Raw genomic sequence first — 11,860 nt, 5'->3', positions numbered from 1 at the left:
TTATCTAATGTAGAAAGCGGTTATCCAGAAAAAAGGATATCCGGATTAATTTCCGGAGAATCCCCGCTGCTTTAGCATGGGGAGTGTCAAATTCCACACATCCGCTTGATGTGCCTTAAAACTTTCCCGAAAAGTACCGTCGGGCCACCAACTTGAGATTCAAATTCTGTCGCTGGCAAATCCGACACCGAGAATCAAGAGGAAGCAGAAAAAATAATTCTATTTTACCCGACTTTTCCCCAACTTCAACTTCAATTTGAGGAAGTTGGTTTGGTTGCGATAATATTTCGCTCATTATTATTTCTTCTCCCCCTTGATTTTAGGCAATTCTCATTAGAAACTCTAAGATGTTGATTTGAGGAACATCGGGGGGTGGGGTTTGGTTGGGCGATCGCACTGAGCTAAATTGAAATGACATTGGAGGAAAGTAAGCGACGGTTTCCATGTGCGGTTTCCCGAACGAGAGGTGGTAATTCTATACACGGCGGGACGATCGTACTTTCAGTACAATGTCAGTATTTCAACCTGTACACCTGTTGAGTCTGAGCCTCAGAGAGTGTGAAAGTCGCTCTCATCCTTTCGCTGTCTGGATTGGAAGTTTTTCAATGCTTAGGCGGTGCGAGGGTTAGAAGCAGACAGTTAACTAAACCGCACAAGGAGAGAGGGACAGATGGGATCAGCCCAGAAGCGAGAGAGTGAGGGAATTTTCATCATCAAACCTTCAGAAAAGCACGACAGCAGCAGCAAGATCACCCAAAAGAATGATTGATTCAAAAAAAGTTGCGTGTTATATTTCAATATAATTCTATACAAAAATACTTTTACCTAAAAGGAGAACAAAAAATGGACACACCTACAGAACGCCTACAGGAACCAGTCGGGACAAGAGAACTTGAATCAATACCTGTATCTGAAAAAGTTTCTGCCGAGAAAATTAGTGAGGTTAATTTTGAAACAACTCCTTTAGAAACCCCTACTTATACTCAGGAAAAAGTTAGCGTCGAGGAGTTGAAGATTAACGGCGACGATTTGGTTGCTAAAGTTAAAGAACTGATGCACGAAGGCCATATCCGCCGTATCATTATCAAAAATGAAGAGGGACGCATCTTGGTAGAACTTCCTCTGACGGTGGGAGTAGTCGGCGGAGTCATCGGTGCGGCGTTGTTTCCAGTCATTGCAGCAGTAGGAGCGATAGGTGCATTAGTCGCTCACATGACCATCATCATTGAAAGAACAGAATAAAAAAAATTCCGTTGTTAGTAAGGCTCCTGTCCGGTTAATATCCCGTAATCAAGCTTGTTGGTAGTGAGTACGACTATCCTCTGTTGATGGATGAGAAAAAACTTGCCTTTATTACTAAAAACTTAATTGTGGTTATCTAACCGGACTTAAACACATTTCAAGCACAAACGGGCTTTATAAATATAGCAATCCTAAATGAGTCGTAAAAAAATTACGACTCATTTAGGATTGCTATATATGCTTGCACAGCAAGCATTCTAAATAACTCATTTAGCCGGTATTCTTTGTTGAAGTCCGGCTACCCCTATTCCTTTGGGGAGTCGGGTAATCACTCTGGGGGTAGAGCCTGGTTAATATATTGGCGAGTTAGATTCGATACAGATGAAGGAAAATCCAAAAGTTCTCTAAACTCCCTAAGCAGAAAGCTGTTAAGCATTTAAACTGGGTATGAGCAAAATGCCAAATGGTTACACATGAATCTTGCCTGAATCTTGACAGTCAGGAACCTCAGCCTAAAGGCATGAGGCTTGAAAGAGAAATCTAACAAGCCATTCTGACCAGACTAAGGCTTAACTGCCTACGTTATTTAGGTCATGACATCCTGGGATGCGAAGCTAGTCCCTTGCTCTGTCGCTAGTGGTTAAACAGTTTTAAGGTCACTAAAACAGTGCTGCTAGCCGGCGCAAGCCTTTATAACATTGTCGAAGCTAACATTACCCCGTAAGGGAGGCTACTTAGGTAGCAAAACGCTATGCGTACAGGGTTGGGAAGTTCGAGACGGTAACTGTCCCGTTGAAAGTGCAACACAAAGGTACACCGAACCAACCAACTCCAAGGCGGTAGCAAAATATAAAGCCGTCCTATAAGGACGGGGCTTCAGACCCAATTTCTTGGTGATTTAAATGCTGAACAGCTTAGCTCAAGTTGTCCCACCAGAGCATCTCCTACAGACAAATATTTTTTGAATAGTTGTGGCGAAGATAATTATGAAACCTAACGAAGAAAATAGCTCTAGCCGTGAAATTCATCAAGAAGTTCACACAGATGCAACTAACGGTCATGTCAGTACAACGCGAACCACTACAAGTGTTCCGAGTACAACTGCGAAGGCTTCTAAAGAAGCAGCTCATCACCAAGGTTATGTACAGGGTCAAATGGCGGAAAACCACCGCCAACTTGGAACCCAAGAAGCCCGCGATAATGAGAATGCTGGTCGCGGGTTACTGTTAGGAATTCTTCTTGCTTCTTTGGCAGGCTTAGTTCTGGGCAGTGTATATTACTTCAATAGGGGCGAGGAGGCTCCTACTCCTGCTTCTGCTCCTGTGATTGTTGTACCCAAAGCGAATCAGCCTTCAGCAACACCTGCTCCGAGTCGGACTATAGAGAGAGAAAAAACGATCATTCAAAAGATTGTTCCGGTTCCGGTTCAACCATCTCCAGCTCAAAACGCTACGCCGAGTCCTCAACCAAGTCCAGCTCAACAGGCAACTCCGGCTCCTCAAGCAAATCCGTCTCCCAATATCAATATTACAATTCCAAATTCACAGCAGCAAGATGCACCCGCTCAGCAAGCAGCGCCGTCTCCATCTTCGCCGTCAAATGATACCAATACTACGGTTCCGAATTCGCAGAGGGAGCCAGCTTCCACTCCGCCAACTCCAGCACCTGAGAGTTCAGCTACTCCATCTCCAACTCAAGATGAGGGCGCTCCGGGAGCAGGTACGAGCGGCGAAACTAATACCGAAAGCCGAAGCGATTCTAATCCTACAGATACGGCTGTACCTGATAGCAACTCCGGCGCTGAGGGTGCGACTGGTTCACCGCAATAAAAGTTTGATGTCGAATTAGTCCGCCTGGGGTTGAAACCCCAGACTCATAGCTAAAGTCCTTTAAAGCTGATATCTGGCACCAGTCTCAAGAACAGGCTTTTCGGCCTGTTCCACAAAGAGTAGATTTTCTTGTGGAACAGGCCGAAAAGCCTGTTCCTAAAAGGCTAATTGAAAATGGTGCAACATATTAGTTAAAGAGGACTTTTTTTTAGGGTTTAAAGTGAAATCTTGCACCATTATCAATAAGCCTGCTATAGGCGGAATCTCCTGCCCAACCCCTACTCCCCACAAGAAAACTCATTCTTTGTGGAACAGGTGCGAAAGCCTGTTAAGTGAGAATGGTGCAACATCTCAGACTAACCGCACATTGTGGCTGAACTCAAGAAACCAGGTTTCTGCGATGGAAAACGTTTTAAGATTGTGCCCACCTATGCTAAGAAACTGTTTGGTGAACGAATTTAACTTTCCCTAAAGCCGTCTTCCTGCTGTCAAAGAGTTTCATCACGCCGGAGGAGATAGTGTCTATTACATCGGGAGAACAGTAAGACAGAAACTCTTCCGACGAAATATGACCTGCAAAAAACTCTTGAGCTTTCTTCAAAAAGTTTTCAGTTTCAGCAAAGCCGATAGATTTGATAATAAACGTAGCTACGGGAGAGTTTTTAATATCATAGGGAGATTCTTGATTTCGTCCTATTGCTAACAAATTTAAAACCTCTTTTTCCAACTGAGTTTCTAATGGGTAGGCGATCTGTTTGTTGGGCAAGTAATCCTCCAAAACCGAGGTTTTAAATCCTGGGGCGCGCAATTCTCCCATCATAGTTGAAAGCGGAATATCGCGGCCTAAGCGGTAGGAAAGAGCTTCTAAAATGGCGATGGTAATTAGCTTGATACCCAGATAAAGTTTAGCAACTTCGATATTTTTGCGAGTTCGGGCAATCAGGTTAGCGTAGGTTTCATCGTCCGGCTCTTGCATAAACTGCTGGAAAACCAGTTCGGGTTTGAGGAAGTTCAAAAATCCTTCCATTTTTTGCAGAGACTTGCGATATCCGGCAACAGTATAGGAATTGACATTAGTCAATTCGTGGTTAGTTTCTGGCATCAAATTCCAGGTATTGTCTAAGAAATTAGAGGAATTTCGAGAGGCAAAATTCTCGACATCTCTATTTGCTAACCTGACAGCACGCTTGACAATTTCTACGGTTTGGGCATCGCTCCATCCCAAGTTAAAATCGCGATTCGCACTTACCAAACGCTGGTACAAAAGTTCGATCGCGCTCAAACCGCTGGGCGAAACGGGACGAAAAGGGATAGTAGCTTCGATGCAAGCGGCGATTTCGGCGATCGTACTAGCTGGCAAAAAAGGCTCCAAAGATTTGGCAGCAATAACGGCACTCAAAAATTCGTTTTGGCCACCAAACGGAGAGAGAGTCTTGCCGGGAATAAACCCAAAGACTGAGGCCACTAGGTGATACATGGCATCGTCGGGCAGTTCGGTTTCATCTCTAATAACTAACTGCGATCGCACCTCTTTGACAAAAGGACAAAGGGCGCTGCTAATATTGAAACTAACGCCCTGATCGACTTGCACGTACACGAGGTCGTGAAACAGCGCAGCCAGCACCTCGATCGGATCGACTGACCCCCCGACCTCAAAAATGTGTTCCGACGTGTGAAAGTAGCGCCAAGGCCCTCTCATCGTTTGAATAATTAGCTCAGCTATCTGCTCCAGCTTTGGAATGTCTACTCGACCTCCCAATTGCTCGATCGAGCTTACCAAGCAATCCAAGCACCGTTTTTGTTCTGCGAAAAGCTCCATTTACACACCTCCAGTGCATTCCCTGATTGTCTTGCGCTTGATTGAATGGTATCAAAACGCGCTGCGATCGTGCCATAATTCGTCACTCAAAAATTTCAAATTTTAGGGTGAAACAGAGAGAGGGGGCGAGAGAAAGAGCAAGAGGGAGGAATAGCGAGGGAGAGCGAGGGAGAGGGAGAGCGGGAAATTAAATATTAAAAATTCTGCAGTTGTGGAGCTTCCGGCAACTTTGGCGATCGGTATCATAAATTACAGTAAAAATGACAAAAAGGGGGTAAAAACTTGATGAATTTTTGATGAAATTATGAGGAATTTTTGACAAAAGCTGTGGGTGGGTGGCATTGACACCAGCTTCAAGCTGCGGTGGTAGAAATACTGCGTGTTGCCTCAGAATAAGAGTCCTAGACGTGCTGATAAACTTCAGTTGATTAGCTTTCGGGCAGTTGGTCTAAAGCTTCCTCGCTCGCCACTTTAACTGCTGCCTTGGTTTGGTCTCGCCTCTCCCAATCTAACACTAACAGAACTTACACAACTGTCACCAGTGCTCCTGGCACCATGCAGCACAAAATCAGACAATAAACATGGGAACATCGGGGCGTTTCAGTGGCTCAATTAAATAATTGGACAACATCAATCGAGCTTAAATACCCCCTTAATCCCTTAGTCCCCCTCTGCTGGGACTTCGTATGTTTAGAAGCGATTTAAATCGCCGAATCAACTGTTAAATACCCAACTTCTTCAAGAAGTCGGCGATCGGGGGATTGTGTCTTTTGAGCCGTTGCTGACCAAGAATTTCTTGATCGTACCCGCCACGTGATTTATCCGTGGAATCAATCCCAAATCGAAAATCGAAAATCCTCAAGCCCCCGCATTTATCCGTGGGGTCGCCTCTAAAATCTAAAATCTAAAATCTAAAATCTAAAATCGATTGACTTACTGCATCCGATCGATCGTCCGATACTGCACCGCCTCCGCCACATGATTCGTTTTCAAGCTTTCATCCCCCGACAAATCAGCAATAGTTCTAGCAACCTTCAAAATGCGATCGCTCGCCCTCGCCGAAAGCCCCAACTTCCGAATCGCCATCTCCAATAAATTCCGAGAAGCATCATCCAACTGACACCATCTGTTAATGTGACTGCTTTGCATCTGGGCATTACAGCGCAAACTAGATTCCGACTGAAAACGGCGAGTAGCTAGCTCTCGCGCCCGCTGCACCCTCACCCGCACCGGTTCCGACTCCTCCCCCGTCGGCTGTCGCGTAATTTCTTCGGGTTTCAAACGATTTACGGCCACTTGCAAATCAATCCGATCCATCAAAGGCCCCGAAAGTTTTGCCCAATATTGCTCCCTCTTTTGCGGCGAACAAGTACACTGTTGAATCGAATCGCCGTAATAACCGCAAGCGCAAGGATTCGTACTAGCAACTAAAGTGAATTGAGCCGGAAACATCACCGATTGTCTAGTTCTAGAAATCGTCACATAACCATCTTCCAGCGGTTGTCGTAAAAACTCCAAAACATCTCTTTTAAACTCAGTTAATTCATCCAAAAAAAGAATACCGCGATGTGCTAAAGAAATTTCACCCGGACGCGGAAAACTGCCGCCACCTACCAAAGAAGGGCCAGATGCCGAATGGTGAGGACTGCGAAAAGGTCGATCGCCCACCAAGCTTCCCTTATCCTTCAACAACCCAGCCACCGAATGAATTTGCGTTACATCCAAAGCTTCATCAAAAGTCAGGGGCGGCAAAATACCAGGCAAACGCCTCGCCAACATAGTCTTACCGCTCCCTGGCGGCCCCACAAAAATTAAATTGTGTCCCCCCGCCGCCGCAATTTCCAAAGCCCGCCGCGCGTGAATTTGCCCCTTTACATCCTTTAAATCTAGACCAGAAAACCGCGTTTTTGCTAACTCTTCTCGACCGTTTACTTCTACAGGCGAATAAACTTCAGGATTGTTCAGAAAATCAGTAACAGCAAAAATATTCTCAAAACCATAAACAGATATTCCGTGCACCAAAGCCGCTTCTTGCGCGTTACCAGCCGGTACAACCAACCCTGAAATACCCATTTTTTGAGCAGCAGCGGCGATCGGCAAAACCCCAGCCACAGCCCGCAAACTCCCATCTAAAGAAAGTTCCCCTAAAAACAAATAATCTCCCAAAAGTTCACCGCTGACTTGTTCCGATGCTGCTAAAATGCCAATGGCGATCGGCAAATCAAAACTCGGCCCTTCCTTCCGCAAATCCGCCGGAGTCAAATTAATCACAATACTCCGCATCGGAAAAGCATATCCAGAATTTTTTAGCGTAGCCTTAACCCTTTCTTTAGCTTCTTGCACCGCAGAATCGGGCAACCCCACAACCACAATTTTCGGTAGCCCCCCTGACACATCAGCCTCAACACCCACCTTTACCGCGTCAATTCCAACGATCGATGCACTCCAAACCCTAGCAAGCATTTTTCTTTATCCTTAATTTGCCTGTCCTTGATTCATCATCTATTATGATTAACAATGACTAATGAATATCGGAAGAGGCAAGAAAAACTTTTCCTTGCCTCTTCTTTTTCTCCTCTTCCTTCTCTCCTGCTGCGTCTTCCCTCTTCCCTCTTCCCCTTCCCCCTTCCCACTTGGGCCTTCCCTCTTCCCTCTTCCCCTTCCCCCTTCCCACTTGGGCCTTCCCTCTTCCCTCTTCCCACTTGGGCCTTCTTCCTTCTTCCGCCTTCTTCCTTCTTCCTTCTTCCTTCTTCCTTCTTCCTTCTTCCTTCTTCCTTCTTCCTTCGTTAATACCCATGACAACTCAAGAAACGCTTTTCAGCAAAATCATCCGCAAAGAGATTCCGGCAGACATCGTTTATGAAGACGACTTGGCCCTCGCCTTCAGAGATATCCATCCGCAAGCACCCGTCCACATCCTCGTCATTCCCAAACAGCCTATTGCCAAATTAGCCGATGCCGAGTCGGGAGATCATGCTCTCATGGGACACCTGCTGCTGACTGTCAAACGGGTAGCAGAACAACTCGGACTTAGCAACGGCTATCGCGTCGTCATTAATAGCGGCAGCGACGGCGGCCAAACTGTAGACCACCTGCACCTTCACATTCTCGGCGGTAGGCAGATGAAGTGGCCCCCAGGCTAAAGCCTAATTTTTACGCAGAAATTGCGGACTCATCCTCAGAAACCCGGTTGATTTCTATTGCCCAGCGCTTCAGAAACCGGGTTTCTTTTTTAGTCAATAAACCCGGTTGATTGGCTCTTATTGAGAATGCAGCCCGATCGCACTTGAAACCAGGTTTTCACTATTCTCCCGATAAAATTTCCCCTCGCAGAATCCACCGGGTATTTGTGAATAAATATTAAAAATCCTCTCCCCCAAACGTAATTAAGAGATATTTAAACAGACAGAAAATCAACCTGAACAAAAATAATTTGCTCAAACTGCTGAACCCCTCTACAGCTAATAGATTCAGTTCTTCAGGTCGCTATATTTAACCTGTTATGTGGGTAATATTGCTTTGTAAAAAACTATAAATATTTACCAAGAATCCAATTTTTGTAAATGTTTGTAAAATCTTTAAATTGTCAGCAGTAATCCCTTGGCAAACTTTAGTGAATGGTGTTACTAATATAAGCGTGGGGCATTCCCACAACGAACCTTGAAAATTCAATTAAGCAATCATAAACCAAATGACAACAACCGTACAGCGTCGCGAAAGCGGCAACGTTTGGGATCGGTTCTGCGAGTGGGTAACTAGCACTGAAAACCGGATTTACATCGGTTGGTTCGGCGTCTTGATGATTCCTACCTTGCTGAGTGCCACCATCTGCTACATCATCGCCTTCATCGCTGCTCCTCCTGTGGACATCGACGGCATCCGCGAACCAGTTGCTGGTTCCTTGATGTACGGCAACAACATCATTACTGGTGCTGTTGTTCCTTCATCGAATGCGATCGGGCTTCACTTCTATCCCATCTGGGAAGCAGCTTCCCTCGATGAATGGTTGTACAACGGCGGCCCCTACCAATTGGTAGTATTTCACTTCCTGATTGGCATTTTTTGCTACATGGGTCGTGAATGGGAACTGTCCTACCGCTTAGGTATGCGTCCTTGGATCTGCGTCGCTTACTCTGCACCAGTTGCAGCAGCCACCGCAGTATTCTTGATTTACCCGATCGGACAAGGCAGCTTTTCTGACGGTATGCCCTTGGGTATCTCCGGCACCTTCAACTTCATGATCGTGTTCCAAGCCGAGCACAACATCCTGATGCACCCCTTCCACATGTTGGGAGTAGCTGGTGTCTTCGGTGGTTCTTTGTTCTCCGCCATGCACGGTTCCTTGGTAACATCTTCTTTGGTTCGCGAAACAACCGAAACTGAATCTTTGAACTACGGTTACAAATTCGGTCAAGAAGAAGAAACCTACAACATCGTTGCAGCCCACGGCTACTTCGGTCGGTTAATCTTCCAATACGCGAGCTTTAACAACAGCCGTTCTTTGCACTTCTTGTTAGGTGCATGGCCAGTTGTCGGTATCTGGTTTACCGCTTTGGGTATTTCCACGATGGCCTTCAACCTCAACGGTTTCAACTTCAACCAATCGATTATCGACTCGCAAGGTCGCGTCATCAACACTTGGGCTGATGTGATAAACCGCGCTAACCTGGGTATGGAAGTAATGCACGAGCGCAACGCTCACAACTTCCCTCTCGACTTGGCTGCTGGTGAAACAACTCCCGTAGCAATGGTTGCTCCTTCCATCAACGGCTAAATTTAGCTTTTGATTTAATTTGATTTAACAAAAAGCGCTCCTAGAAATAGGGGCGCTTTTTGTTTTGGCAAGTAGAATTGGATAGATTTCCTTCTGTTAAATCCGTTAAATATCACATCTTGCACCATTCTCAGGAACAGGCAAGATGCCTGTTCCACAAAGAGTGAATTTTCTTGTGGAACAGGCATCTTGCCTGTTCATAAAAAGCTTATTGAGAATGGTGCAACTTCTCAGTTAAATCCGTTAAATGTATTAAATCCCGTACACTGCGCGTTTCCGATCTTTCTTCTTCCCGATCGATCTGATATATTGATTAAGAATTATTATTTTTGGCAATCATCAAAGTGGCGATATTTAACAGGCGCAAATGGGAAAAACTCGTGGTTCATAAATCAAAAACATTAGCCTGGGCGATCGCACTTTTCAGCGGCATTTTGATGGCATTGACAACCGCACCAGTAAATGCTTGGCTATTGGCTTGGGTAGCATTAGCTCCCCTGTGGGTTTTGGTTGTTAGTTATGAAAAGCCAAAGCAAGAAGTAAAAAAACAAAAATTCTTCCTTCTTCCTTCTTCCTTCTTCCTTCTTCCTTCACTATGGGGAATTGGCTATCACGGATTAGCCTTATCTTGGATTATGGGAATTCACCCGATGACTTGGTTGGGAGTTCCTTGGTGGCCGAGTTTGGCGATCGCACTTTTTTGCTGGGCATTCATCACCCTCTGGGGAGCCGCCTTAGTCGCCGTTTGGGCGTGGCTATTTGTAATTCTCAACTCCCTCACTTTACCAGACCAAAATCCTATTCTTATTCTTAACTCCCCCCCTTTACAAGGGGGGGCTGGGGGGGGTAAAGCTCAATTTTCAGCATTAACTCGCGTTTTAATTGGCACAGCTTTGTGGTGTGCCTTAGAAAGTATTTGGAGTACAGGTTCGCTGTGGTGGACATCACTATCTTACACGCAAAGCCCGCACAATTTAGCAATATTGCACCTCGGTCAACTCTCCGGGCCCAGCGCAGTAACAGCCGCTATTGTAGCAGTAAATGGCTTAATTGCCGAAGCTTTTATTGAAGGAAGAAGTAAGAAGGAAGAAGGAAGTTCGGCAACGGATTGTGTAACGGATGTAACGGATGGATGGAAGCAGGAGAGAGTCCGAGGTAAGAAGGGAGAAGTCCGAGGGAAGAAGTCGGTTGCTTATATTTTGCCTGCGAGTTTGTGTTTGATTTTGCATATTGCAGGATGGAGCTTATACAACCGCCCTTTGAATCAAGAAGCTGCAACTGCTTTAAAAATTGGCATTATTCAAGGCAATATTCCTAACGAGATTAAGTTTGACTCAGCGGGTTGGGGGCGCGCTTTGGAAGGTTACACCACTGGATACAAACAGTTAGCAGACAGAAAAGTCGATGCTGTGTTAATTCCAGAGACAGCTTTGCCTTTTATCTGGACAAACGAGTATCAGCGTTCTACTCTTTCCTTTTACCAAGCTATTCTCCAACGCGGCGTTGTGGCTTGGGTTGGAGGATTCGGACAGCAAGATAATAGTATCACTAACAGCTTATTGGCGATCGATCGCACTGGAGAAATTGTCGGTCGCTACGATAAACTAAAGCTAGTGCCTTTAGGCGAATATATCCCTTTTTACGAAATCTTAGGCGGGATTATTAATCGGCTTTCGCCCTTAGATGCTCATTTAGTACCCGGCAATTCTAAACAAGTGTTTGATACGCCGTTTGGCCGCGCCATTGTCGGAATTTGTTACGATTCGGCGTTTGCGGAAATTTTCCGATATCAGGCGGCGAAGGGAGGCGAATTTATGATCACCGCTTCCAACAATGCCCATTACAAACCGCCCATGTTGGCTCAACATCATGCTTTAGATGTGATGCGGGCAATTGAGACGGATAGATGGGCAGTTATCGCAACGAATACCGGTTACTCTGCTTTTGTAAATCCTCGTGGCGAGACGGTTTGGAAGTCGGGAATTAATACCTATGAAGTCCGAGATGCTACTATTTATCGGCGGCAAACTCGGACTTTGTACGTGCGGTGGGGAGATTGGCTGACACCTGTATTGTTAGTATTGGCGGGGTTAATGCGGTTGATTGTTAGAAATTAACGTTAGGAATGAGAATTAAATAACTTCCACAAGTTTGTGGGATGGGGAGCATCTCAGTTTTGCATTTACAGTGCGAGCG

The 11,860-nt window shown here is 45.5% G+C and carries 10 protein-coding genes; 5 read left to right on the top strand and 5 right to left on the bottom strand.

Going from position 1 to position 11,860, the window contains the following annotated elements:
* Positions 1-115: 115 nt before the first annotated feature.
* Positions 116-295, bottom strand: coding sequence for a hypothetical protein (locus QT992_RS31870; RefSeq protein ID WP_333319891.1), 180 nt, complete (start codon positions 293-295; stop codon positions 116-118).
* Between the two features lie 548 nt (positions 296-843).
* Between QT992_RS31870 and QT992_RS31865 the strand changes: the two genes are divergently transcribed.
* Entirely contained in the window at positions 844-1,242 is a 399-nt protein-coding gene (locus tag QT992_RS31865) for a DUF4342 domain-containing protein (RefSeq protein WP_333378576.1), read from the top strand.
* Between the two features lie 986 nt (positions 1,243-2,228).
* On the top strand, positions 2,229-3,071 hold the full coding sequence (locus tag QT992_RS31860; RefSeq protein ID WP_333378573.1) for a hypothetical protein: 843 nt from the start codon (positions 2,229-2,231) through the stop codon (positions 3,069-3,071).
* 433 nt (positions 3,072-3,504) lie between these two features.
* Here the strand turns inward: QT992_RS31860 and QT992_RS31855 are convergent, their stop codons facing one another.
* The 3 genes from QT992_RS31855 to QT992_RS31845 form a co-directional block, all read right to left on the bottom strand.
* Positions 3,505-4,890, bottom strand: coding sequence for a hypothetical protein (locus QT992_RS31855; RefSeq protein WP_333378570.1), 1,386 nt, complete (start codon positions 4,888-4,890; stop codon positions 3,505-3,507).
* Positions 4,891-5,823: 933 nt separating this feature from the next.
* The gene (locus QT992_RS31850; protein ID WP_333378567.1) at positions 5,824-7,353 is read right to left on the bottom strand and encodes a YifB family Mg chelatase-like AAA ATPase; all 1,530 of its coding nucleotides are present in this window, start codon (positions 7,351-7,353) and stop codon (positions 5,824-5,826) included.
* A 58-nt stretch (positions 7,354-7,411) separates the two neighbouring features.
* On the bottom strand, positions 7,412-7,687 hold the full coding sequence (locus QT992_RS31845; RefSeq protein WP_333378565.1) for a hypothetical protein: 276 nt from the start codon (positions 7,685-7,687) through the stop codon (positions 7,412-7,414).
* On the opposite strand from QT992_RS31845, the gene QT992_RS31840 reads away from it, so the two are divergent.
* Both QT992_RS31840 and psbA read left to right on the top strand, forming a co-directional pair.
* Positions 7,686-8,033 (top strand): histidine triad nucleotide-binding protein, encoded by a 348-nt coding sequence (locus QT992_RS31840; protein WP_006631073.1) that lies wholly within the window; start codon positions 7,686-7,688, stop codon positions 8,031-8,033. The two genes, QT992_RS31845 and QT992_RS31840, sit on opposite strands and share 2 nt — an antisense overlap.
* A 548-nt stretch (positions 8,034-8,581) precedes the next feature.
* Complete coding sequence (psbA, locus tag QT992_RS31835; RefSeq protein WP_333378561.1) at positions 8,582-9,664, top strand: photosystem II q(b) protein; 1,083 nt, start codon at positions 8,582-8,584, stop codon at positions 9,662-9,664.
* 14 nt (positions 9,665-9,678) lie between these two features.
* On the opposite strand, the gene QT992_RS31830 is transcribed toward psbA, so the two are convergent.
* On the bottom strand, positions 9,679-9,852 hold the full coding sequence (locus tag QT992_RS31830) for a hypothetical protein (protein WP_333378558.1): 174 nt from the start codon (positions 9,850-9,852) through the stop codon (positions 9,679-9,681).
* 249 nt (positions 9,853-10,101) lie between these two features.
* On the opposite strand from QT992_RS31830, the gene lnt reads away from it, so the two are divergent.
* A complete protein-coding gene (lnt, locus tag QT992_RS31825; protein WP_333378579.1) occupies positions 10,102-11,781 on the top strand; it encodes an apolipoprotein N-acyltransferase in 1,680 nt (559 codons plus the stop codon).
* Positions 11,782-11,860: the final 79 nt, after the last annotated feature.

It is taken from the genome of Microcoleus sp. T3_D1 (genome assembly GCF_036700405.1).
Classification (GTDB): domain Bacteria; phylum Cyanobacteriota; class Cyanobacteriia; order Cyanobacteriales; family Microcoleaceae; genus Microcoleus.
Note: the sequence above shows the minus strand (reverse complement) of the source record. Positions and strands in the feature narration are given on the sequence as shown.

Excerpts from the sequence above, each read along its gene's own strand:
- QT992_RS31840 (WP_006631073.1), top strand. The coding sequence starts at position 7,686 with ATGACAACTCAAGAAACGCTTTTCAGCAAAATCATCCGCAAAGAGATT.
- QT992_RS31865 (WP_333378576.1), top strand. The coding sequence starts at position 844 with ATGGACACACCTACAGAACGCCTACAGGAACCAGTCGGGACAAGAGAA.
- QT992_RS31860 (WP_333378573.1), top strand. The coding sequence starts at position 2,229 with ATGAAACCTAACGAAGAAAATAGCTCTAGCCGTGAAATTCATCAAGAA.
- QT992_RS31830 (WP_333378558.1), bottom strand. The coding sequence starts at position 9,852 with ATGCCTGTTCCACAAGAAAATTCACTCTTTGTGGAACAGGCATCTTGC.
- QT992_RS31850 (WP_333378567.1), bottom strand. The coding sequence starts at position 7,353 with ATGCTTGCTAGGGTTTGGAGTGCATCGATCGTTGGAATTGACGCGGTA.
- QT992_RS31855 (WP_333378570.1), bottom strand. The coding sequence starts at position 4,890 with ATGGAGCTTTTCGCAGAACAAAAACGGTGCTTGGATTGCTTGGTAAGC.
- QT992_RS31845 (WP_333378565.1), bottom strand. The coding sequence starts at position 7,687 with ATGGGTATTAACGAAGGAAGAAGGAAGAAGGAAGAAGGAAGAAGGAAG.
- psbA (WP_333378561.1), top strand. The coding sequence starts at position 8,582 with ATGACAACAACCGTACAGCGTCGCGAAAGCGGCAACGTTTGGGATCGG.
- QT992_RS31870 (WP_333319891.1), bottom strand. The coding sequence starts at position 295 with ATGAGCGAAATATTATCGCAACCAAACCAACTTCCTCAAATTGAAGTT.
- lnt (WP_333378579.1), top strand. The coding sequence starts at position 10,102 with ATGGCATTGACAACCGCACCAGTAAATGCTTGGCTATTGGCTTGGGTA.